The following is a 23,856-nucleotide window of genomic DNA, read 5'->3' on the forward strand; positions in this document are numbered from 1 at the left end:
GGGCGAATTCGGGTTGTTTGGCTGGAAATGCTGTGTGCCTGATCACGACCACGTAAAATCATTGCGAATGGTGGGCTTCACACCCTACAAAAGAGGACATAAACGCATCCTGTCGCCAAATCGATAAACGGACATCATGAGCAAGACAGTCACTGTCAGCGATCAAACCGGGACCGAAGCCCTTGCCGCCCAACTTGCAGCCGTCGCCAAACCCGGCGATGTCATCCTGATGCATGGCACATTGGGGATGGGGAAAAGTGCGTTTTGCCGGGCCTTTATCCGTGCGGTTGCCAATAACCCCCATGAAGAAGTCCCAAGCCCGACCTTCACGCTGGTCCAGATTTACGAGCTTGATCGTCTGCCGGTCTGGCATTTTGATCTCTATCGCCTGTCCGATCCCGAAGAAATCCATGAACTGGATATCGAGGATGCCTTTGCCGACGCCGTCAGCCTGATTGAATGGCCCGACCGGCTGGAATATCTGACCCCGGAAAACCGGCTTGATATTCATATCGAACCCGGATCGAACCCTGATGGGCGGGTGTTTATCCTTGAGCCAAGCGGGGATGACTGGATTAAACGCATTGATCAGTTGTCAAGGGATCAGGCATGAGCCGCGCAACCCCCGATCAGGAACGTCGCAATTTCGAACGCCAGGATTTTCTGGTGTCCTGTGGCTGGCAGAATGCACAGGTCTCGCCCCTTGTCGATGATGCGTCGGCGCGCAAATATTTCCGTCTTGAACGCCGTCATGACACGGCCCTTTTGATGGATTTCCCGCCATACGAGATTCATGTCGATCCGCACGGGATTTATGATGATCCCGAACGCCAGGCATCGGTTGCCCCGGTTCTTCACACAACGGCGCTGTTTGAACGTGCGGGCTGGCGGGTGCCGGAAATCCACGCCTCGGATGAAAAACGCGGTCTGGTCCTGATCGAGGATTTTGGTGATATCACCTTTACCCGTGCGCTTCAGGCGGGTGGCATCATGGATGGCACAGGTCAGGACGGGCTTTACCTGCGTGCGGTCGAACAACTGATCACCCTGCACCGGTTTTGTGATGAAGGCGGGATGGCGAATTGCGGGCTGGTGCAATATGGCCCGGATAATTTCCGCAAGATGCTGGCCAGTTTCAAGAACGACTATTTGCCACTGATCATCGGTGACGAGGGCAAGCGTATTGCGGCGATTACGGCATTTGACCGGTTGCTTGATGAAGTGCTGCCAATGTGCTGGCAGGCGGGCGAGGTGATCATTCATCGCGATTATCATGTCGATAACCTGATGCTGGTTGAAAATGGCGATGGTGGGGATGATTGCGGCATCATTGATTTTCAGGACGCGGCAATTGCCACGCGGCCCTATGATCTGGTCTCGCTTCTGCGCGATGTCCGCCATGATATCGGCCCGGACCTTGAAGCCCGGATGAAGCAGTTCTATCTGGCGGCTTTCCCCGACATTGATCGTTCTGGATTCGAAATGTCTTATGTCGCGACCTCGATGGTGCGCAATTTCCGCATTTTGGGCCGGTTCGGCTGGCTTGCGGTCAAGGCGGGGAAAACCCGTTATTTTGATTATATCCCGCGTTGCTGGGAATTAATCCTGCGCGGGGCAGCCGATCATTTGCCCGCACTCGAAGAATGGGTGCAAACCCATATCCCCGATCCGGCGCGCAAGGCCCCAGATCTTGCAAAGACCACAACAGATTTAACCCGCGAGGCGCATTCATGACCGGCACCCCAAAAAGCGCACAGGCAATGGTACTGGCCGCCGGACTTGGCAAACGGATGCGCCCGATTACCGATAATATGCCCAAACCACTGGTGCCGGTGGCGGGCAAGCCGATGCTTGATCATGTGCTTGATAAGCTTGCCGCGTCCGGATTTGATCAGGCGGTAGTGAATTGTCATTACCTTGGCCAGATGATTGTCGATCACGTCGCGACACGGGCAGCACCCATGGTCATCACATCGCCCGAAGCCGACCTTCTGGAAACCGGCGGCGGGGTCAAAAAGGCCCTGCCGATGCTGGACCGTGATGCCATCCTGATTGCCAATGCCGATGTCTTCTGGACCGAGGGGCGGGATGCCTTGTTTGATCGTATGATCAGCGCCTTTGATCCCGACCATATGGATGCGCTTCTGGCAATTCATCCGGTGGCGGACGGGTATGGCTATGACGGTGCTGGTGATTTCTTTTGGCAAGTCGACGGGCGGTTGAAACGTCGCGGGGAAGCAGCAAGCGCGCCCTATTTCTTTACCGGCGTGCAGGTCCTGTCGCCGCGTCTGTTTGAAAACACGCCCGACGGGGCCTTTTCGCTGAATGTTATCTATGACAAGGCGCTGGCGTGCGGGCGGTGTTACGGGCTTGTCCATGATGGCGGGTATTTCCATATCGGCACGCCCGAAGCGGTTTCGGAATCCGAACCGGTGATAGCCAAGGCGCTTGAAATTGAGCGCAGCAAACAAGCCACATCCGGGGGCAAGTAATGGCGGACCTGTTTGATTACATGGACGCACCGGAATATCCCGACGATGGCGCGGACCCGTTTGGCGTCCAAGATGCGCTCCGTCAAAATCTGTTCTTTATCCCGCCTGGCGAAGCCTTTGCCGATCTGATTGCCAAACAGCTGATGGCTGAAACGGCTGATCAGCCTGATGCGTTGCCTGATTATGTTTTGATGGTGCCCAACCGTCGTTCGGCCAAGGTCATGCGCGATGCCTTCCTGCGGCAATCAAACGGGGCGGTCACGTTGCTTCCGACCATCCGGCCACTTGGCGAGGCGGATGAGGATGAACTGGCGATCTATGGCGCGGGTGGGGAGCAGGCGGCTCTTGACCTCCAACCTGCCATTCCGGATCTGCAACGAAAACTGCTTTTGACTCGTTTGATCATGAACCGGCCCGATCATCGCGGTGAAAAACCGACCGCCGATCAGGCAGCCCGGTTGGCAGGCGAGCTTGCTCGTTTTCTCGATCAGGTACAGACGGAAAACTGTGCCTTTGATGACCTCGAAGGACTGGTGCCCGAAGAATTCGCCGAACACTGGCAACTGACCCTTGAGTTCCTGCAAATCCTGACCCTGCACTGGCCGGGTATTCTGGCGTCACAGGATGTTAGTGACCGGGCGATGCGTCGAAATGCCCTGATCAAGGCGCAGATTGATCTTTGGGCGGCCAATCCGCCGCAAACTCCGGTGCTGATTGTCGGGTCGACCGGTCCGTTCCCGGCATTGCGCGATTTGATGCGTGCGGTTCTCGGGATGCCGATGGGGCGGGTGGTTCTGCCCGGCCTGATGAAGGGACTTACGCACGAAGACTGGGCCGCCATCCGCGAAGACGCCACCCATCCGCAGCATTTGCTGGGCAAGACATTGCGCCATATCGGACGACACGCCGACAGTGTTCTGCTTTGGCCGGCTGTGACAGATGAAACCGAGGCCACCATCGAACGCCGCCGTTTGGCCCGCGAAGCCCTGCGTCCGGCCAAAACCACGCATCACTGGCGTCATATTACGGGCTTTGGCCCGGATGTACTGGATGGTGTGTTGCGCGTGGACTGTTCGGGTGCCCGTGAAGAGGCAACCACAATCGCCCTTATGATGCGCGAGGCCCTTGAACATCCGGGCAAGACCTGTGCGCTGGTAACCCCGGATCGTGGTTTGGCGCGCCGTGTCGCGACCGAGCTTCGGCGGTGGGAAGTTGAAATTGATGACTCGGCGGGTATCCCGCTCCATGACACGGCGCCTGCCATTTATCTGCGTCTTGTCGTGCGTGCGGTTCAGGAAGAATTCGCACCGGTTCCGTTGCTGGAATTGCTGAAACACCCATTGTCGGCCGCGGGTCTGTCGCCAGAAACCTTCCGTGTTCTGACCCGGCTTCTGGAAAAAGAGGTCTTGCGTGGGGCGCGTCCGGGACCCGGACTGGATGGTTTGCAAACCGCCCTTGATGGCTGGCGTGACGAGGGGATCGAACGCCTGACAGCAAGCGGGTCGGAAAGTGCACCCGCCCGAATTGAACGTCTGCGCGATGATCATGATCGGCTATCTGATCTGGTGGCGCGTTGTGCGGCCTGTCTTGAAAGTCTTTCGGACCTGAATGCGGACAAGGCCCTGTCACCGGTTCATGCCCTGCGCTGCCATATCACGGCTGCCGAGGCATTGGCGGCAAGCGACACCCAATCCGGTGCAGATCGTCTGTGGCGTGGCGAAGCGGGCGAGGCACTGGCGGATTTCGTCCATGAATTGCTTAATGCGCTTGGCGAGTTCGTGCCGATGCCTGGCAATCGTTATGGCGCGTTTCTTGATGCATTGATGGCTGATCGCGCGGTACGCCCGCGTTATGGCAAACATCCGCGCCTGTTTATCTGGGGAACGGTCGAAGCCCAGATGCAGCAGGCCGATCTGACCATTCTGGGCGGCCTGAATGAAGGTGTCTGGCCACCCGAAGCCGGTGCCGATCCATGGATGAGCCGCCCCATGCGGACCAAATTCGGCCTGCCCGCCCCCGAACACCGGGTCGGGCAATCGGCCCATGATTTCCAGCAGCTGTTCTGTTCGCCCGATGTGGTGATGACCCGCGCATTGCGTATCGAAGGCACGCCGACCGTGCCGTCACGGTGGTTGTTACGGATTGAAAACATTCTTCGGAAATCGGGCGTTTTGATGGAAAAACCCGATGCGAGCGACTGGCGTGCCTTGGCCGAGACCCTTGATGAGCCGACCGATGACATGAAAATCCGGATCGGACGACCAGCACCCAAGCCACCTGTTTCTGCCCGTCCGCAACGCCTGTCGGTGACCCAGATCGAAACATGGATGCGTGACCCCTATGCGATTTATGCCCGTCATATTCTGGGCCTGCGCAAGCTTGACGGGGTGGATGAAGATCCCGGTGCGGCCGATTACGGTAATCTGATCCATGATGCACTGGATCAGTTCATTGCGCGTCATCCCGATCATCTGCCGCCCGATGGGGAACATGAATTGCTGATCATCGGGCGCGAAGTCTTCAAGCCGCTGGCAGCCCGTCCGGGGCTTTGGGCATTCTGGTGGCCACGTTTTGAACGTATCGCCAAATGGTTTATCCAGACCGAAGCCACAAGGCGCGATGCGGTGCGCAGGTCCTATACTGAACAGGCAGGCACCCTTGATACCAGCAGTGGTTTTCAGGTCTATGCTCGTGCCGACCGCATTGATCAGCTTCGCGATGGCGGGATTGCGATCATTGACTATAAAACCGGTGCGCCGCCCAGTCAGGGTGACGTTGCCAATGGCTTTGCCCCGCAATTGCCACTTGAGGCCGCCATTGCCGAAAAGGGTGGCTTTGGCGATGTGCCGGCCGGACCGCCGGCCAGCATGGCATTCTGGAAGCTGTCCGGCGGTGATCCGGCCGGCGAGATTGTCGAGATCAATACAGTACGCATGAAAACCACCCCGGCGGCACTGGCCCATGAGGCGATTGACGGGGTGAATGGTCTGGCGGCGGCCTTCGCCGATCCCGATACGCCGTACCTCAGCGTGCCGCATCCCGACCACGCGCCGAAATATTCGGATTATGTGCATCTGTCGCGCCTGCGGGAATGGATGGGCAGCGAAGATGCCGATGAAACTGATGATATGCATGATGCTGGGGAAGGGGATCCGTCATGACCGAAATGCGCGGTACTGATCCCAATATCCTGCAACGCGACGCATCTGATCCCAATGCATCGGTTTGGGTGTCGGCGTCGGCGGGTGCGGGCAAGACCAAGGTGCTTTCGGACCGGGTGTTGCGTTTGATGCTTTCGGGCACCGAACCCCACCGGATTTTGTGTCTGACCTTTACCAAGGCCGCCGCGGCCGAGATGGCCAACCGTGTCAATGAACGGCTGGGCCGTTGGGCGACGATGGAAGATCGCGAACTTCATGACGATCTTGCCAATCTCGCCGGGGCATCGCCCGGTTCAGATGAAACCATTCGTGCGCGTCAGCTCTTTGCCCGCGTTCTGGATGCGCCGGGCGGGATGAAAATCCAGACCATCCACGCGTTCTGTCAGTCGCTGTTGCGTCGTTTTCCGCTCGAAGCGGGGCTTGCCCCGCATTTCGAAATCATGGATGACCGCACAGCGGCCGAAACCATGGCCGATGTGCAGGAAGAAGTTCTGGCCTTTGCCCGAACCGGGCGCGATGAAGATCTGGCCAAGGCGCTGTCGGTGGTGACCGGTCAGGTGCGCGAAGGTGCCTTTGGTGAAGTGATGGGCGAACTGGCCCGTGAACGCGGGCGTCTTAAACGGATGCTGGCCAATCTGGGCGGCGCAAACCGGATGCGCGATGCGGTCTATAAGGCGCTTGGCGTGCCGGTCGGATTGAGCGAGGAAGCGATTCTTGCCAAGGCGCTGTCTGATGATGCCTTTGATCGCGATGGTCTGATGCGCGGTCTTGCCGCGCTTGAAGCCGGAACCAAAACCGATCAGGCCCGTGTGCCTGCGCTCGCGCAGTTTCTGGAAAAAACCACGGTCGAAGACCGGCTTGCGGTGTTTAGTGATTATCGCAGCGTGTTCTTCACTACCGCGGGCGAACCGCGCGCCAAACTGATCACCAAGACAGCGGCTGAAAATCATCCGATGGGGGCTGATGCACTTGAACAGGAATGCGCACGTCTGATCGAAATTGACCGTCAACGCAAGGCCGCGGCCATGGCAGGCGCGACATCGGCCCTGATCACCATCGGCAATGCGATGCTTGATCGCTATGCCACCAAAAAGGCGCTTCATGCCCGTCTTGATTATGATGACCTGATCCTGACCAGTCTGGGACTGCTTGAACAGCACAGTAAAATGGCCAGTTGGGTGTTGTTCAAACTCGACGAAGGCCTTGATCACATCCTGATTGACGAGGCGCAGGATACCAACCCGGAGCAGTGGAAAGTCGTCAGTATTCTGGCAGATGTTTTCTTTGAAGATGCTGCGCGTCACGCCGAAAAACCGCGCACTATCTTTGCCGTTGGGGATACGAAACAATCTATTTACAGCTTCCAGCGCGCTGATCCGGAAAAGTTCGCCGAAATGCGTCGTTATTTCCGGGAGCGGGCAACTGAAATCGCCGCCGTTTGGCGCGAAGTTCCAATGAATATCTCGTTCCGTTCTACCGATGCGGTGTTGGGCACGGTCGACCGTGTCTTTGCCGGACCGGTGGCAAGGCAGGGCGTTGGCGATGATGGTGCGGATGTCGCCCATAGTCCGTTTCGTGTCGGGCAGGCCGGCCGGATTGAGCTTTGGCCCGCCGTGGAACCACAGGAACGTGCATCCGAAGACCCCTGGACGCCACCAACCCGGATCGTGCGTCTCGAAGACCCGGAAATCCGTCTGGCGCGGGTGATTGCTGGGCGTATTCGTCATGCGATTGATGAAAAGGAAATCCTGACATCGCGTGGTCGCCCGGTGAGGGCGGGCGATTTCATGATCCTGGTGCGCCGTCGTACTGCCTTCGTTGACGAGGTCGTCAAGGCGCTTAAGGAGCGCAACGTTCCGGTCGCAGGTGTCGACCGTATGCAGATCACCGATCAGCTTGCAGTGATGGACCTTGTGGCATTTGGCCGCTTCCTGTTGATGCCCGAAGATGATCTGACATTGGCGGAATTGCTTAAAAGTCCGCTGGTCGGGCTTGATGATGATCAGTTGTTTGAAATCGCCCATAACCGTCCCAGAACCCTTTGGCATGCGTTGCGTGAAAAGGCAGGCGCGGTGGATGAGGGTTCAATCTTTGCCCGTGCTTACGCGTTTCTGTTCAAATGGCTTGGCCGGGTGGATTACGAGCGCCCGTTTGAGCTTTATGCCGAATTGCTGGGTGGTCGTGGCGAGGATGCGCGCGGTGCCCGTGCCCGTCTGGTCGGGCGTTTGGGGATCGAGGCCAATGACCCGATTGACGAATTCCTGAACCTTGCCATGGGCTATGAGGCCGATCATGCCCCGACCTTGCAAGGTTTCCTGCACTGGCTGATGGCCGGTGATGCGGAAATCAAGCGTGACCTTGAACAAAGCGGACGTGATGAAGTCCGCATCATGACGGTGCATGGGGCAAAGGGCCTTCAGGCGCCGATTGTGTTCCTGCCCGATACCATGCAGGTCCCGACACAGGCCCCGAACCTGTTCTGGCAGGAAGACAAGAATCTGATGTTCTGGTTGCCGCGCGTGGCACTGGAAACCGATGTAGTGTCACGTCTGCGCGATGCCATCGCGGTCAAGCGCGATCAGGAATATAACCGCCTGCTCTATGTCGCCCTGACCCGTGCGGAAGATCGGCTTTATATCTGTGGCTGGCAAGGACGGCGCAAGGCACCCGAACATTGCTGGTACAATCTGTGCCAGCAGGCGATGGAAGGCTACGCCAAACCCGCCCGGATTGATCTGGCAACCTATTCAGGGTCTGGTTGGGACGGGGAAGGCTGGATTTGGGAAACCGATCAGTCCGAGCTGCCAAAGCCGGATAAAGTCGATATCGTTTCGGATAGTCAACAAAAACTCAGGCGCAGCCTGATCCGCAATATTGCCCCCGAAGAGGCCTTTCCGCCCAAACCACTGGCACCAAGTCGCCCGCTTGAGGAAGAACCCGCTGTTCAATCGCCATTGGGCGGGGATCAGGGGCAAAGCTTCAAGCGTGGAATTTTAATTCACAAGCTTCTGGAATTGTTGCCAGACTTGCCCATTGATGCGCGCCGTATAGCTGCGGAGCGTTTTTTGGCCCAACCCGTTCACGCACTTGAAGCCGATCAGCAAGCCGAGATTGCCGATGAAACCATCGCCATTTTCAACAATCCGGACTTCGCCCCGGTCTTTGCATCCGGATCACGGGCCGAGGTGCCACTGGTCGGGATTGTCGGCGGGGATGTTGTTTCAGCCCAGATTGACCGGCTTGTCGTGCGGGATGATGATGTGATGATTGTGGATTATAAAACCAATCGTCCGCCGCCGCGTGATGTCGAAGGAACGCCACGCGCCTATCGTCGACAGATGTCGATTTACCGTGCGGCACTGGCGCAAATGTATCCGGGAAAAAAGGTGCGTTGTTTCATTCTTTGGACAAACGGACCATGGATGGTCGAACTTCCCGATCATATTCTGACATTTAGCTAATCTAATCGACTCTGCAGAACACAAGGCATAGCGCGGGTGACATGACCGCTGATCACCCAATGCGCTTGACGTTTGCATTCGTGCTGCCTACCTTGGCCTCATACAGCGGATCGAGGTTAACGGGGAATACCCCTTGCCTCGTAACAACTAGGATCTGAAAGTATGACCACGATTAAAGTTTCCGACGGTTCGTTCGATTCCGACGTTCTGGGTTCCAACGACCCGGTATTGGTCGATTTCTGGGCTGAATGGTGCGGTCCGTGTAAACAGATTGCGCCGTATCTCGATGAAATCGCCGGTGAACTGGGCGGCAAGCTCAAGATCGCCAAGGTGAATATCGACGAAAACCCGAACACCCCGGCGAAATACGGTGTTCGTGGCATCCCGACCCTGATGATCTTCAAGGGCGGCGAAGTTGCGGCGATGAAAGTCGGCGCGTTGCCGAAAAGCGCACTTGTTGACTGGATCAACCAGTCGATCTGATCCTCAGATCACAGAATTCAAAAAGGCGGGCTGATATGGCCCGCCTTTTTTTATGGTCACGTTCCAGTCAAATTCGAAACGGGTTGCCTGCTGGAATGTGTCGTTCCCATTGGATCGTTTCATGGACGCGCTCGAATCCAAATCGTTCAAGCGCCTTCCATGATGCGGCATTACGTGCATCAACATAGGCCAAAACCGGAAGATTCCAGCGTTTGGCAGCATCGTTAATCAGATGACGTGATACAAGGTCGGTAACGCCGCTGCCCCAATGCTTGCGCAAGGTCGCAAGACGCGGCGAAAGAACATGCGAGCCGAGATTCAAGCTGACGACATTGGCAACGATCTCATCACCAAGCATGCCGATGAAAAACACATTCGCACCACCTTCATAAAGGGCACGGATGCGTTCCGGTGCGGTCGGTACCGTTGTTTCCCAACTGGCGAAAGCACGGTTATGGATGTCGGTGAGTTGTTCAAAGATATCGGGCGTTTTCTTGATAAAATCATCATCAAGAATGATGGATGTGTATCCCTTGTCCAGGGCGCGTTGCGCATGGGGAAACTGATCGGGTTCTACCGGTCCTGCCGGTCGAATATATCGGTAGTTGCTGGCTTTTTTTTCAAAACCAAGTGCCTGAAGGTCCTGTTCGACAAACGCTACATCTTCAGGCGGGATCAGTTTGATGATTGTCGATTGTTCGTAGGTGTCCTCGACAGATCGCAAGGCGTCGCAAGCCGCATCAGTCAGGGTGCGGGGATCCTTTTGCAGCACATCAACCGAAATCAGAATATTCGGGGTGTCGGTCTTGTCATTGTTGCGGACAATCGAGACGGCCGCCGTCATTTGTCCCGCATCATCTTCAAAGAAGTAATCTGTGCCTTCACGCAGGACGACGGCCTCATAATCAATAGTGGCCATGTAATTCCGGACTTCTTCCGTGCTGACCGTCCGGCGCAGATCGGCAAAGCGTTTTACATTGTCCGGAGAGACTGGAAGAAGCGTACGGGTCACGGATGTACTCTTTTGATGAAAATGGAATCAGTGATTATCTATCAAGACGTTAACGGGTTTCGAGGTCAAGTGAAAGTCATGGAAAAGGCGGACTTGATCAGCCCTCCTTCAAATTTGGCCTGCTCTGAGCCAATGCGATCAGGTAGCCCGGATGTCTTCAAAAAATAGCCTGATCTGGGTCAGCAATGCCTGTGATTTGTCGCTCAGGCTGTTGGATATGGTGAGAATATCGGTTGTTGCATGACGCGCATCCTCTGCTGATTGAAGCAGGCCGACTACATTGCGGGCGATCTCGCCAGTTGCAGCATTCCCACCCGCAACCTTGTTACGTTTTTTATCCGCGATGACAGATGTTCGATTGTGCCCAAGGCTCTTTGGGTACTGTCCTGAAGGCCGTTGCTATGGCTGGCAAGGTTTTTGACCTCGACGGTAACAACGGTTCAGACAGTCAGTCGTTCTCCTGCTAGGACCTTGCGCTCCCAGACGCAATATTCGGCGACCCTGGACAGTCCGAACCGTTCAAGTGCTTTCCAGGATGCTGCATTTGTGGCTTCGGCATATCCAACGATGGGTAGGTTCCAGTGTTCCGCAACAAACTCGGCGGTGTGTCGGCACATCAGATCAACCGATCCTGTCCCCCAGTGACGACGCAGGCTGTAATATTGGGGGGATAGAACATAACTCCCCAGATTGGTGAGCATAATGCTTCCTGTTACTTCATCCCCAAGTTTGGCGATGATTGTCTTGTTGGCCTCGGTGTCATAACTTTTGCGCATCCGTTCCGGTGTTGTTGGGCGCACGAGATCGCAACCGGAAAAGGCACGATTATAAATATCGGCAAGCTTTTCAAAGATATCGGGATCAGATGCGACATAATCGTCGTCTATCAGGACTGATCGGTATCCACGCCTTGTCGCGCGGTCGGCATGAGGAAACTCGCCGGGCTGAGGTGGTCCCGGTTTTCTTTCATAGCGAAAGCTCGCCACGTTTTCGCAAAACCCTATTTCCATCATATCCGTTTTTGGAAAGGCTGATCCTATCGGGTCGTAAACGCGATAGAGCGTGTCAGATTCGACAATATCTTGTGCAGTCGCGGCAAGAACTTTGCACAGCATTCTGAACTCTGTCTTTGGTGTCTTGTCTCTGGCTTCGACCGAAATCATGATGCAACGGTCGTTAACGAGGGCGTTTCCGTTCCGGATTGAAACAGCAGCCTGCATCACGCCATCGTCATCAAGAAGAGCATATTCCTCGCCTTTATCAAGAATGGCCGCAGCCAAATCAGTTGTTTGGAACTGCTGCTGCTCTTCTTCGCCGGCGATTTCGCGACGTAACGTGACATAAGGCGTTATATTGTCTTTCGTGACAGCAACAAACTGCATGATGCTTGGTTTTTCCAGTTCCTGTTTACAACAAACTTGCAGGATATCTGGGCGGTAATCTGCCAAAAGGTCAAGGACAGCACGATCAGGAAATACCGTTTCGGAAGGTCGTTTGTCATAATGTTTGTCGGGGTAAATGATGCTTTCCGTTGTTGCACAACAGATCGGTGCCCATCACGAATCACAGTATAAGGCGGACGTCAGTTCGTTACGGTGATGTGAGTATTTATGATTTCTCTGTGCTCTTTACTTATCAATCATTAATTATCAAAATTGACCAGTTATCCATCAATTGCGGCACTCTCACCGCGTTTATTAGGGATTGAACAGATGAAAAACGTAACGTCTTTGGAGCCTGAGAAATTGGCGGGATGGCAGGCATCAGGTGGTGCCAAGTCACTTGAGGATACTTCTTCTCGTGGGGATCAAGACGATATGCAGGATTATGAAATTTCTGCAGCGCTTCCAACCCGTGTACCGAGTTGCTTTCACCCTTAATCCGTGCGAGCTCAGGGACAGTTCGGACGGTATTGACTTCTGATTACAGCAGAAAAGCGGTCTGGATTTTCAGACCGCTTTTCATATTAAGCCGGTTTAATGCCTTCACAGGTGATCAGGCTGCCCTGATGTCTTCAAGGAACTGCTTGATTTGAACCAGAAGCGTTTGTGATTTGTCGCTCAGGCTGTTGGATGCGGTAAGAACATCGGTCGATGCATGACGCTCATCCTCTGCTGATTGACGCAGGCCGTCCACGTTGATGGCAACTTCCTTGGTACCAGATGCGGCCTCGGAAACGTTGCGGGCAATTTCGCCGGTCGCAGCATCCTGCTGGCTTACGGCAGCAGCAATCCCGCCCGCAACTTCATTGAGTTCTTTCATCCGCGATGACAGATGTTCGATTGCGCCCAAGGCACCCTGGGTGCTGTCCTGAATGCCATTGATATGACCGGCAATGTCTTCGGTTGCACGGGTTGTCTGGTTCGCAAGGTTTTTGACCTCGGCGGCGACCACTGCAAAGCCTTTGCCGGCTTCACCCGCGCGTGCTGCTTCTATGGTGGCGTTCAGGGCCAGCAGGTTGGTCTGTTCAGCAATTGATTGAATCAGTTCGACGACTTCACCGATTTTGTCCGATGCACTGGCCAGTTCGGCAAAAATGGCGCTGGCGTCATCGGCCTCGTTCGCACCGGACTGGGCAATATCGGAACTGCGCGCAACCTGGATGGTGATTTCATCAATCGCGGCGGCAAGCTGTTGGGCAGCCGACGCCACGGTATCAACATTGGTTGCGGCTTCTTCGGTTGCGGCGGCAACATTGGCTGCCTGAGCCGTGGTCTGATCGGACTGTGCGGCCATGCTGGTGGCTGTGCTGCGCAGCTGATCAAGCGCGGCATTCACTGTGGTCAGGTTGCTTTCAACTTCGTGTTCAAACAGCGCAATCCGGCTATCGACATTTTTGGCCCGAGCGAGTTGGGCTGCGTTTGCTGCATCCTGTTGCTTCTGCAGGCGGTCGGCTTCTTCACGGTTGGCGCGGAATACTTCAAGTGCGCGGGCAAGATCCCCAATCTCGTCCTTGCGTTCGATGGCGTTGTTTTCAACTGACAAGTCACCATCGGCCAGACGTGACAGGGCTGCAGTGATGTTGCGCATTGGCTCGGTCGTACTGCGTTCAACCGCAAAACCAAGGCCACCAATGACGATCATCATCGCGACCAGCGTAAGGATATCGGTCTGGGCCCGTGACCAGAATGCGGCTTCGACATCATCGGTGTAGATGCCCGCTGCGACAACAAGGTCCCAACCATCAACTTTTTTGGCAAAGGCCAGCTTGGGTTCGTTGTTTTTGGTGCTTGGATGCGGCCAGACATAGGAAACAAAGCCACCATCCGGGTTTTTGGCGGCTTTGGCAAGGTCGGCAACCGGTGTTGCGCCCGTCGGGTCCTTGACTGTCCCCGCACTTTTCCCGGCAAGTTTCGGATTGATCGGATGCATGACCATCGTGCCATCAAGATCGGTGACAAATACGTAATTGTCGCCGTCAAATCGCTGGGCAGAGATGATCTCAAGGGCGCGTGTGCGGGCTTCGTCGTCTGAAAGCTCGCCAGATTTTGCGCGCTTGGCGAAATCTTCAAGAATACTGGCCGACTGATCCACTGTGTAGCGCAGTGTGACCTGTCGGTCGCCGAGCATGGTACCATGCAAGGACATCAGATTAATGACCGCCATTACGACCAGTGCGATGGCAACCAGTATAATTACACCGCGCAACTTCCACGCGAACGAATAATCAGACAACTTCATTTGGCACCTATTCCAATGGCGATGTGTCGCATTTCTGGTGAAATGCACGGAACAAAATTGAAAAGTTGCAGGTTATTTCGCGGATTCGGGGAATGGTTGCACTGATCTATGCCAAATACTTAAAATAAAAATTATTAAAGTGAGGAAAAAGAAGATCACCTTTCAAGCCTGCGAAAATCCTTGATTCTGGCGATATGAAAGGTCTTGTTTCCGGGATGGAGAAGGGAAAAATTGCTATTTCCCGGGTCGTTCAGACGATCAAATCTTGAAACGTTCACCGGCTGCAACGACCCGTTCCCACACCATATATTGTTCAACCCGTGTCAGGCCAAAGCGTTCAAGTGCCTTCCATGACGCGGCATTGTTTACTTCGGCATAGCCAATGATCGGAACATTCCACCGTTTCGCAACATACTCGGCAAGATGGCGACACATCAGGTCAACCGATCCCGTACCCCAATGACGGCGCAGACAGCAATATTGCGGTGAAAGCACCGAATTTCCCATATGGGTCAAGGTAATACAGCCAGTGACTTCATCGCCAAGCTTGGCGATGATCATGCCGTTATTTTCCTTGTTGTAGTTGGTTTCGAATCGCTCTGCGGTGGTTTGGTTGACCGAAGCCCGGTTCTCGAAAGCCCGGTTGAAAATGGCCGCAAGGGTTTCGAAAATATCGGGATGCTTTTTGATATAGGCATCATCAAGCAGGATCGTCTCATAGCCTTTTTCGACTGCCCGATCTGTATGGGGAAACTCGCCAGCGCGCGGGGCGCCCGGGGCACGTTCATATCGGAAACTTCCGGGAACTTCAGCAAATCCCCAGTTTTCCATATCGGCTTTAACATACACGGTTTCGGGCGGGTTATAGATGCGATAGCGGGTGTCGTGACTGGCAAGGCGGCCGTTTTCTTTTTCCAAAACCTGATGGAGACATTCGGTCAGTTTCCGAGAATCCTTTTCGGCAATCTCGATCGAAAACAGTACCAGAAGACTATCTCCGGGGCCCGGTTTTCGCGAGATGATGACCGATGCATGGATCCGTCCGCTTTCGTCCTGCAAGGCGTATTCATTGCCATTGGCTAAAATGACAGCTGCCAAATCGATACTGGCGAAATAGTTCCTTTGTTCCTCATCCGAGATTGCAAGGCGGAACGCGATATAGCGTTCAATGTTTTCTTTTGTGATCGGAACCAAGTACATGTTTCACAAAACTTTTCTTGCGGGTCATTTGGACTTAAGCTTGAACTATCAGGGCGTTAAATCGCGTAAAGGTCAAGGGGAACTGATGGAAACCGATCCGTTTTGGACCACAATCGTTGCACGGGCGGCAACGATTGATGAAAGGTTGTCGGGAAAATACGTTCCGGTTCCTGCAGACAATTCGATGACGGACGGTTCGTCAGTCACGACAGATCAAACTCAGGCTGAATATCTGAAAAGATGGTGTGAATTTGCCAGCAATGGTGACCATGATCTGTTTACACGCAGGCTTGCGCGCGATGGGCTGAGTGAACGTGATGTTACACCGTTTCTGGGCAATGTTCGTCTAAGGGACGGCGAAGCGTTACCAGATTGGGTTCCGACGGCAATTTGGTTTCTCGATGCAATGATGGCAGGCGGGCAGGGCACGGATACAGAATGCCCAAGCGATATCGCTGAAACAGTACCATTTGCTGATCTGATCTGGCCTGCGGTGGTGCAAGCGCAAAGAATGCTTGGTGACCGGGCACCAAGTCCCCTGACATTACAGGCACAGGATGACCTGACCCTCGGGCTTGTCAGTCGTCTGTCGAAATTTGCCGAAGGTGCCTTTTTCGAAAGTTTCACAAGCTATCGTCAGGCAGTCGGTATCGCACCCGATCAGGCGGCGGGAACCGGCGTATATGGTGCATTCAAAACGGCGTTATGCAGTGGTCCGTTGCGTAACCTGATTGCGGCGCGTCCGGTTCTGATCCGGATTCTGGCAACCGTGACGGATCACTGGATCGGGGCAACGCGCGAATTCCTTGAACGGCTTGAAAACGATCTTCCTGCATTGGCCGGACAATTCCCTGAGCTGGCGGATGCCCGGAAGGTTGCCAAAATTACGGCGGGTATTTCTGATCCGCATAATCATGGTCGTACGGTTCTTATCCTGACCTTCGAAAATGATGCCAAAATTGTCTATAAGCCCCGCCCGGTTGACGCAGAATGCGCATGGAAGGAGCTGTCAGACTGGTTTGAAAAGGCCGGTTCCGATATTCGTCTTTGCGCCCCGAAGACCTGGGCGCGCGACGGGTATGGCTGGATGGGCTTTGTCAAAGCCAATGCCGATCTTTCACAGGATCAGGGATCGGGTTTCTATCGGGCGGCCGGGCAATTACTGGCATTGATGTACTGTCTTAAGGGCAGTGACATGCATCATGAAAATTTCCTGATTGCGGATGGGCGCCCGGTTGTTATTGACCTTGAAACCCTGTTTCAGCCGGAACTGCGGTTGTTTTACGGGGCCGATCACGCCTTGCACGCCAAGGAACTGGCACAACATCGCCTTGATGGTGGCGTGAATGCGGTCGGCCTGTTACCCAAACGTAAAAATATTGCGGGCCACTGGATTGACGATGGCGGACTGGCGGTGGCGCAAACATGCATGGTCAAAGTTCCCACCCTGCGTCACATCAATCAGGATCAGATGGTCCTTGATCAGGTCGAACGTGAAGAATTGCTTTCGGGGATCGCACTGACCATTGGTGGCAAAGCCCCCGATATAGCCGACTTCCTTGACGATGTTTTGTCGGGTTTTGATGATGCGGTTGCCTTTTTGAGTGCTCACAAGGACGAACTGGTTGCCAGTGATGGTCCGCTTGCCGCTTTTGCCGGGGCAACAATCCGTCATGTCTTGCGCCCGACAGCCTATTATCAGGAGCTTGAACGGGCATCGCGCCAGCCACAAAACCAGCAGGACGGGTTTGTCTGGAGCCTGAATTTCGAACGGCTGTGTCGCAAGGCGCGCTGGGATCTGGAAAATTATCCGGGATGGGCATTGCTTGGGGCTGAACGAACAGCTCTGGCCCGTCTGGACGTTCCGCTATTTACCGGAAAAACCGATCAGGATGGTATCTGGGCTGATGGCCGATTTCTGACCGATCAACTGACGCAACGGTCGGTTTTGCCAACCATCGAAACGCGTATTGATCTGGTGACCGGCAATGCTGCGCAGGAACGGGCAATTATTCGGCAATCTTTCCTGGCAACCTCACAAGCTTTCCTGCCATCGCGCCGTCCCTGGCAAAATGACAAGACGGTCGAGAACATCAAGGATGTGGCCCGAACCAAGGCATTTCAAATTGCCGATATTGTGGCATCTCAGGCCATCATGATGGATGGAAGTGCCAGCTGGATAACGGCTGATATTACCGGTGATGGCAAGGGCCTTGAAGCACGGGTCATGGATGAGGGGCTCTATGGCGGGACAGCGGGACAGGCACTGTTTTTTGCTGAATGTTACGGTGTTGATCCTGTGGGGAAATGGCGCGATCTGGCCGTGGCGACACTGGAAGCCCCGCGTCAAATGGCCTTGGGAAATGCCAGTACAATGCCAAGGCCGGTCACGGCAATCGGCGGATTCGAAGGTGTTGCCGGACTTGTTTATGTTCTGACGCGATGTGCGGATCTTCTTGAAATGCCGGACCTGCTTGAAGACGCGGTTCGACTATGTGCACGGCTTGATGATCAGGCAATTGCATCAGACAAGGCGTTGGATGTGATTAGTGGCTCGGCCGGGGCTATCCTTGTTTTGTTGGCACTTTATGATGCGACGGGGAATTCCGGGGTGCTTGAACGTGCTGTCCGGTGTGGCCGGCATTTCCCCGAAAATCCGACGATGTGGAAAAGCGTTTCATCAACCACACTTGCGGGGATGTCGCATGGGGCTGCGGGCGTCGTTTATGCTCTTTTGAAACTTTATCAGGCGACAGGCGACAAAGCTTTCCTTGATCTTGCCAACAGTGGCTTGGCCTATGAAAGAGGGTTGTTTGATCCTGACCTGAAAGGCTGGCCGGATCTTCGGGATGATGCAAATCGGGTTGATCCGGTGCAATGGTGCCATGGTGCAGTTGGCATCGGTTTTGCCAGAATGGCGACCTTGCATATCCTTGATGATCCGATGATCCGGGCTGAAATTGATATGGCGATTGCTGCGACATTGTCGGTACCCGACGGTGGGCGCGATAATCTGTGTTGTGGCCATGCCGGACGTTTTTCCATGCTGGCCTATGCAATGGATATGGGATTGGGCCCCGATAATCTTGAGACGGTGTTTAATCAACGTCTGTTGGCATGGATTTCAAGGCTTGATAGCGGGCAGATCGGATTGGCAGCCAGCGATGTCATGCTTCAGCACGGTCTGATGCAGGGTCTTTCGGGGATCGGACAGGCTTTGCTGGAAATTGGTTCACCGCCAAAGGTCAGGCCGGTTCTTCTGCTTGCATGATGTTCCCTTTGGGTGATGTGTATAGATGCAATTAAATCTTTAATTGACATTGGGCTGCGGCGGGTAGCTAATTCAATGGGCTGACTTTATTGAATTTCTACGGGAGAACGGTCAATGACCATGAACCAAGTTTCGACGGGCACGTCACTTGATGTCTGGGCACAGTCAGGTGGTGCTTTCAACGGTGCGATGACAGATATTTCCGGCTCAACAGACGCAACCCTTGCAAGTGCGCAGCCAAGCTTCGCCCGGGTTTGTGCACCGGCAACCGAGACAGAATTAAATGCAGCTATGGTTACCGTTGGTTTTACATGTGGTGGCTGGGAACCTGAACTGAACGCAGCAGGACCTTCGATTGCTGTGTGTCGCGGCGGTGGCGGTTGGGAGCCCGAGCTGCAGTCGGCAGCATATACCCATTCGATTCAGTGCCGTGGCGGCTGGTAACTAACAGCAGCTGGCAGAAACTGGCACAGGTGACTTCGTTACTTTTGGTGCCATTCCTGCAGGATACCTGAGAGCGGACCCGTGGTCTGAAATTGCGTTTAAAACGGGCTCTTCGTTTGAGCCCGTTTTTTGTTCCAAGTTTCAAAACCATATCGTGACATCAAGCCTGAAACTGGGATTTTTCCGCATGAAGCCCCCTGGTTACGGGCGGTGCTTTCGGCGGAAAGATTTCAGAAAAGGCAGGCAGATTGATCTGCCCTTCTATTTAGGTTCCCTCTGCAAGTTGCTGATTTATAAATTTTTCGTATTGGTTTTGGTGTTTGTCCGGAGTGTGAGAGTTAAATCCCCGGTTGACTTTGTTCGGTTGCAAATCTCTAATTTCCCTCGTTGTGTTTAACGAGTTCCTTTGGGAGAACATAAAATGACGCAGATGAATATTGCTGCAACAACGTCCCTTGATGCCTGGGCACAATCGGGTGGTGCTATTGTCGGCATGACGGAAACAGCGATTGCCACCGACGAGGGATTGTATGCTGTGGCCTATACCGCTGATGCAATTTTCTCGCACGAACCGGCTCTGGAAATGAATGCTGCCGCCATTACAATTGGCACAGTTTGTTTGGGTCTGGGTGCAGAACTGAGTTCGGCTGCGCTGACTATGGGTATTCGCATAGCTTGTTCCATCGAACGTTAGGCTACGACATTTACGGTTGGTAGTTGGCCTTCTTGCAGGTGTTGAGTCGAGCTTCAAGCTGTTGCAATCCCTGTCGGTGGTCTTGGGCCCGGCACATAGGGCTGGTAGTCAGCGCCGGACAGTTTTGAAATGATAGAGAAGGCGGGTCACTTTGAGCCCGCCTTTTTCCATTCAGGATGTGTTGACTGTTGCATCGATCCCCGTGATCAGGAAACCATCCCGTGTGCTGTTGCGTCACAAAGTTGGGGATATTGTCAGTTTTATCACCAGAAGTTGCCGCAACCATTTGACTAATTTCCGGAATTGCCATTCAATCAAAATGCACGTCTGCTTTCGAAAAAAACAGGGAACACGAGTATGAGCCGTATGGAAAACGTGACGACAGGTCCGATGGATATCTGGGCCCAAACCGGAGGTGCGATTGCGACGCCGGTTGCCAATGCCGATGATCATCAGGGCCAAGAAATGCAGTCAGCTATGCTGACGCGCTCGCCTCAGACCTGCTACAGCATCGATCAGGAAATGGCGAATGGACAATATTCCGGTCATTTTCCGTTCTGTATCGAGCATGAAATTCAGGCTGCCCAGTATTCGCAGCAATTCCCGGTTTGCATTGATCAGGGTCAGGAATTGCAGTCTGCCATGCTGACGCGCTCACCACAAACCTGTTACAGCATTGGTCAGTAACAGCTTCGGCAAGCTACACAGTTGCATTTAACGGCAATCGCACTCCTTTGATAAAGGCGTGCGTAGTGGCTATGAGATGTGCCACGCATGAAGAATTCGGGGTTCGCAATACCCACGGTTACATGTCCGGTATCAGGAAGGCAGGTCCGCAATGGCCTGCCTTCCTTCCTATTGATGGGATACAACTTCAGGCGATAACCAGTTTGTTGAAAATGAAACAAATTCTCTGGTTTGATCTGTACTCGTTGACAATTTGTATTTGTTAATATTCAATCCTGAGGCGATTTTTATTCACAATATTCAGGGATAGTGAACATGGAACGGATGGAAGATGTGAGCCGGAGCTCGATGGCGGCATGGATGGCCCACGGTGGGGCAATTGCTCTGTCCATGGAGGCGGGGATAAACGAAGATTCCGGCATGGAAGCAGCGGCATTCACCTATGGCGGCGGGGCTTGCGGCGTGTCGAATGGTGATTCAGATATCCTTGCGGCTGCCGGATCAAATAGTATGGGACTGTGTCACGAAGTACCTCGTTCTGATCTTGAAATCAGTGCGGCTGCAGGGTCTTTGGGAATGGGACTTCGTTGCGGATAACCATTAACTGATCGGGAAATAAGGGCCGCGACTTGTTCGGGGGTGCAAATTTTCTGGTCACTTAACCGGTTTCGTATATTGAATATCGGAAGATACACATTATTAAAAGGCAGGCTGAATTTCAGCCTGCCTTTTATTGTTGGTGCGTCCATGGAAAACGGGATTTATCCCGATCAATATTCGTAAGGACTGCCATCCATATTTTCCATCAGCACTTCACGCTTGCCGACATGGTTGGCGGCGGAAACCACACCGTTTTCTTCCATCTGTTCGATGATGCGCGCGGCACGGTTATAGCCGATTGAAAGTTTGCGCTGGATGAAGCTTGTAGATGCCTTTTTCTCGCGCAGGACAATGCCGACGGCCTGATTATAAAGATCATCATCCGATCCGCCGCCTGCACCTGCATTGCCGCCACCCATATAGGCGGCCATCGGGTCTTCTTCGGGTTCTTCGGTGACGGTTTCAAGATAGGACGGGTCGCCCTGATCGCGCAGATGCTTGACGATGCTTTCGACTTCCTCGTCCGAGACGAACGGGCCGTGGACACGTTGCAAACGACCACCCTGACCCATGTAAAGCATATCCCCCTGACCCAGAAGCTGTTCGGCACCCATTTCACCAAGGATGGTGCGCGAGTCAATTTTCGAGGTCACGGAATAGGAAATACGTGTCGGGAAGTTGGCCTTGATCGTACCGGTGATCACGTCAACCGACGGGCGCTGGGTAGCCATAATAAGATGCAGACCCGCCGCACGGGCCATCTGTGCCAGACGCTGGATCGATGCTTCGACATCCTTGCCTGCCACCAGCATCAGGTCGGCCATCTCGTCCACGATGATGACGATGAATGGTAACGGCTCCATCGGCAATTCCTGATCTTCAAAGATCGGTTTGCCGGTTTCCGGGTCAAAGCCGGTCTGAACACGACGGGTAAGCTGCTCGCCCTTGGCGGAGGCTTCCTTGATGCGCTTGTTATAGCCTGCAATGTTACGCACGCCGACCTGGCTCATGGCACGATACCGGTCTTCCATTTCGCGCACCGCCCATTTCAGGGCAACAACTGCCTTGTGCGGATCGGTCACAACCGGGGTCAGAAGATGCGGGATGCCGTCATAAATCGACAGTTCGAGCATCTTCGGATCAATCATGATGAAGCGGCATTCTTCGGGCTTCAGGCGATAGAGCAATGACAGGATCATTGCGTTCACACCGACCGACTTACCCGAGCCGGTCGTACCGGCAATCAGCAAGTGCGGCATCTTGGCAAGATCGGCAATCACCGGGGTGCCGCCAATATCCTTGCCAAGGCTCATATTCAGTTTGCCGGTATTCTTTTCAAAATCGCTGGAGGCCAGGATTTCATGCAGATGTACGGTTTCGCGCCGTGCATTTGGGAGCTCAATGCCAATAACGTTGCGCCCGGGCACTACGGCAACACGGGCGGCAATCGCACTCATGGAGCGGGCGATATCATCGGCAAGGCCAATGACGCGTGAAGACTTAACACCGGCTGCCGGTTCAAGCTCGTAGAGTGTTACAACCGGGCCCGGGCGAACCTGAACGATCTCGCCCTTTACGCCGAAATCCTGAAGCACAGTTTCAAGCAGACGGGCATTCTGTGCCAAGGCTTCCTGATCGATCTGATTGGCATCGGTGGGATCGGGTTCACCAAGCAGATCAAGCGGCGGGAAACGATATTCGTCCGATCCCAGATCAAAGGATGCCTGACGTTGGGCTGCGGCCTTCGGGCTCGGCTGCAGCTTGGCTGCCGGGGCGGCGACAATGTGAACAGGTGGTTCGTGATCGATACCATCATCATCGTCAAACGCGTCGTCTCCGTCATCGTCCGGTTCCATGTTCGGCTCGGAACGACGGGTGGAGATAACAGAACCCAGTTTGGATTTCGATTTATCAAGCGACGGTTCCTGCCGTGATCCCGGTGCACGTTTGGCAACCGGTTCATCGTTGCTGCCGGTCGGAATGACGGCACGGATACCCGCAATCACCTTGCCTGCGGTAAAGGACAGAGCACCGCCCAGACGAGCCCAATCCGAAAGCGAATAGGCCATGCAAAAGATGGTCAGGGCCATGCCAAGAAGCATTGACGCCAAGGCAATGATTGCGCGTGCACCCGGTACGCCGATCATGGCAAATCCGGTCTGCAGTTTCGCAAGAAGAAGATCACCGGCAAAACCGCCAAGTCCCACGGTCAGCGGCCAGTGCATGCCCGGATGAATAGCCGCCGCCGAAATCGCCACCAAAAGCAAGGCCAACGGCAATACCAGAAACCGTACCCACATCCAGCTAAACGGTTTGACCGCAATCAGACGCAAGCCCCAACCAAGCATCAGAACACTCAGAAGGGCCGACGCCAGACCAAGGGTGCGCAACATCAGATCCGCGCCATAAGCGCCAATAACACCCAGCGGGTTGAAAATGGGGCCGCGGTCGGTTGCATGATTAAAGGACGGATCGCCCGGATGGAAGCCAATCAGCATGATGAACAGGGCAATGGCCAGAAACACCAGACCAAGGCCGCAAATCCGCAAACCGCTGCGCTTTAGCCAGGTCACAAGACTGCCGGGCATGAAGGCGGTTCCAAGAATGTTCGACTGACTGCTCATCTGGGTATCCGTTCTGGTTAGGTCCTGTTTGGGTTTAATGACTGCT

At 54.4% G+C, this 23,856-nt stretch carries 16 protein-coding genes; 11 read left to right on the forward strand and 5 right to left on the reverse strand.

Annotated features, from left to right (window positions below):
• Positions 1–136: 136 nt before the first annotated feature.
• The 6 genes from tsaE (at position 137) to trxA (ending at position 9,597) form a co-directional block, all read left to right on the forward strand.
• Entirely contained in the window at positions 137–613 is a 477-nt protein-coding gene (tsaE, locus tag TH30_RS02925; RefSeq protein WP_114096566.1) for a tRNA (adenosine(37)-N6)-threonylcarbamoyltransferase complex ATPase subunit type 1 TsaE, read from the forward strand.
• On the forward strand, positions 610–1,734 hold the full coding sequence (locus TH30_RS02930; RefSeq protein ID WP_114096567.1) for an aminoglycoside phosphotransferase family protein: 1,125 nt from the start codon (positions 610–612) through the stop codon (positions 1,732–1,734). Before tsaE ends, TH30_RS02930 begins: the two co-directional genes overlap by 4 nt.
• Complete coding sequence (locus TH30_RS02935; RefSeq protein WP_114096568.1) at positions 1,731–2,492, forward strand: nucleotidyltransferase family protein; 762 nt, start codon at positions 1,731–1,733, stop codon at positions 2,490–2,492. Before TH30_RS02930 ends, TH30_RS02935 begins: the two co-directional genes overlap by 4 nt.
• Positions 2,492–5,653, forward strand: a complete 3,162-nt coding sequence (gene addB, locus TH30_RS02940) for a double-strand break repair protein AddB (protein WP_114096569.1) — start codon at positions 2,492–2,494, stop codon at positions 5,651–5,653. Before TH30_RS02935 ends, addB begins: the two co-directional genes overlap by 1 nt.
• Entirely contained in the window at positions 5,650–9,114 is a 3,465-nt protein-coding gene (gene addA / locus TH30_RS02945) for a double-strand break repair helicase AddA (RefSeq protein ID WP_114096570.1), read from the forward strand. The genes addB and addA overlap by 4 nt, the downstream gene beginning before the upstream one ends.
• A gap of 162 nt (positions 9,115–9,276) precedes the next feature.
• Positions 9,277–9,597: a thioredoxin TrxA gene (trxA, locus tag TH30_RS02950; protein ID WP_101246499.1), complete on the forward strand. Its 321-nt coding sequence runs from the start codon at positions 9,277–9,279 to the stop codon at positions 9,595–9,597.
• Positions 9,598–9,664: 67 nt separating this feature from the next.
• On the opposite strand, the gene TH30_RS02955 is transcribed toward trxA, so the two are convergent.
• The 4 genes from TH30_RS02955 to TH30_RS02970 all read right to left on the reverse strand — a co-directional run bounded on the left by TH30_RS02955 (position 9,665) and on the right by TH30_RS02970 (position 15,490).
• Positions 9,665–10,609, reverse strand: coding sequence for a GNAT family N-acetyltransferase (locus TH30_RS02955; RefSeq protein WP_114096571.1), 945 nt, complete (start codon positions 10,607–10,609; stop codon positions 9,665–9,667).
• A gap of 440 nt (positions 10,610–11,049) precedes the next feature.
• Positions 11,050–11,991: a hypothetical protein gene (locus TH30_RS02960; protein WP_114096572.1), complete on the reverse strand. Its 942-nt coding sequence runs from the start codon at positions 11,989–11,991 to the stop codon at positions 11,050–11,052.
• A 613-nt stretch (positions 11,992–12,604) separates the two neighbouring features.
• Positions 12,605–14,290 (reverse strand): methyl-accepting chemotaxis protein, encoded by a 1,686-nt coding sequence (locus TH30_RS02965; RefSeq protein WP_114096573.1) that lies wholly within the window; start codon positions 14,288–14,290, stop codon positions 12,605–12,607.
• Positions 14,291–14,548: 258 nt separating this feature from the next.
• Positions 14,549–15,490, reverse strand: a complete 942-nt coding sequence (locus TH30_RS02970) for a GNAT family N-acetyltransferase (RefSeq protein WP_181850140.1) — start codon at positions 15,488–15,490, stop codon at positions 14,549–14,551.
• Positions 15,491–15,575: 85 nt separating this feature from the next.
• Here TH30_RS02970 and lanM point away from each other — a divergent pair, with 85 nt between their 5' ends.
• From lanM to TH30_RS02995, 5 genes are all read left to right on the forward strand, one after another.
• Entirely contained in the window at positions 15,576–18,761 is a 3,186-nt protein-coding gene (gene lanM, locus TH30_RS02975; protein ID WP_181850141.1) for a type 2 lanthipeptide synthetase LanM, read from the forward strand.
• Positions 18,762–18,875: 114 nt separating this feature from the next.
• Positions 18,876–19,205, forward strand: a complete 330-nt coding sequence (locus TH30_RS02980; protein WP_114096576.1) for a hypothetical protein — start codon at positions 18,876–18,878, stop codon at positions 19,203–19,205.
• Between the two features lie 421 nt (positions 19,206–19,626).
• Complete coding sequence (locus tag TH30_RS02985; protein WP_114096577.1) at positions 19,627–19,899, forward strand: hypothetical protein; 273 nt, start codon at positions 19,627–19,629, stop codon at positions 19,897–19,899.
• A gap of 357 nt (positions 19,900–20,256) precedes the next feature.
• Complete coding sequence (locus TH30_RS02990; protein WP_147251918.1) at positions 20,257–20,586, forward strand: hypothetical protein; 330 nt, start codon at positions 20,257–20,259, stop codon at positions 20,584–20,586.
• 315 nt (positions 20,587–20,901) lie between these two features.
• The gene (locus tag TH30_RS02995) at positions 20,902–21,183 is read left to right on the forward strand and encodes a hypothetical protein (RefSeq protein WP_114096579.1); all 282 of its coding nucleotides are present in this window, start codon (positions 20,902–20,904) and stop codon (positions 21,181–21,183) included.
• A gap of 173 nt (positions 21,184–21,356) precedes the next feature.
• Here TH30_RS02995 and TH30_RS03000 read toward each other — a convergent pair whose 3' ends face one another.
• A complete protein-coding gene (locus TH30_RS03000; protein ID WP_114096580.1) occupies positions 21,357–23,810 on the reverse strand; it encodes a DNA translocase FtsK in 2,454 nt (817 codons plus the stop codon).
• Positions 23,811–23,856: the final 46 nt, after the last annotated feature.

This window comes from Thalassospira profundimaris (assembly GCF_003326795.1).
In the GTDB taxonomy this organism is placed as follows: Bacteria; Pseudomonadota; Alphaproteobacteria; order Rhodospirillales; family Thalassospiraceae; genus Thalassospira; species Thalassospira profundimaris_C.

Bases quoted from the DNA above. Each gene is read 5' to 3' on its own strand.
- TH30_RS02990 (WP_147251918.1), top strand. From the start codon at position 20,257: ATGAGCCGTATGGAAAACGTGACGACAGGTCCGATGGATATCTGGGCC.
- TH30_RS02960 (WP_114096572.1), bottom strand. From the start codon at position 11,991: ATGCAGTTTGTTGCTGTCACGAAAGACAATATAACGCCTTATGTCACG.
- addB (WP_114096569.1), top strand. From the start codon at position 2,492: ATGGCGGACCTGTTTGATTACATGGACGCACCGGAATATCCCGACGAT.
- TH30_RS02970 (WP_181850140.1), bottom strand. From the start codon at position 15,490: ATGTACTTGGTTCCGATCACAAAAGAAAACATTGAACGCTATATCGCG.
- TH30_RS02995 (WP_114096579.1), top strand. From the start codon at position 20,902: ATGGAACGGATGGAAGATGTGAGCCGGAGCTCGATGGCGGCATGGATG.
- lanM (WP_181850141.1), top strand. From the start codon at position 15,576: ATGGAAACCGATCCGTTTTGGACCACAATCGTTGCACGGGCGGCAACG.
- TH30_RS02930 (WP_114096567.1), top strand. From the start codon at position 610: ATGAGCCGCGCAACCCCCGATCAGGAACGTCGCAATTTCGAACGCCAG.
- TH30_RS02985 (WP_114096577.1), top strand. From the start codon at position 19,627: ATGACGCAGATGAATATTGCTGCAACAACGTCCCTTGATGCCTGGGCA.
- addA (WP_114096570.1), top strand. From the start codon at position 5,650: ATGACCGAAATGCGCGGTACTGATCCCAATATCCTGCAACGCGACGCA.
- TH30_RS03000 (WP_114096580.1), bottom strand. From the start codon at position 23,810: ATGAGCAGTCAGTCGAACATTCTTGGAACCGCCTTCATGCCCGGCAGT.
- TH30_RS02935 (WP_114096568.1), top strand. From the start codon at position 1,731: ATGACCGGCACCCCAAAAAGCGCACAGGCAATGGTACTGGCCGCCGGA.
- TH30_RS02965 (WP_114096573.1), bottom strand. From the start codon at position 14,290: ATGAAGTTGTCTGATTATTCGTTCGCGTGGAAGTTGCGCGGTGTAATT.
- trxA (WP_101246499.1), top strand. From the start codon at position 9,277: ATGACCACGATTAAAGTTTCCGACGGTTCGTTCGATTCCGACGTTCTG.
- TH30_RS02980 (WP_114096576.1), top strand. From the start codon at position 18,876: ATGACCATGAACCAAGTTTCGACGGGCACGTCACTTGATGTCTGGGCA.
- tsaE (WP_114096566.1), top strand. From the start codon at position 137: ATGAGCAAGACAGTCACTGTCAGCGATCAAACCGGGACCGAAGCCCTT.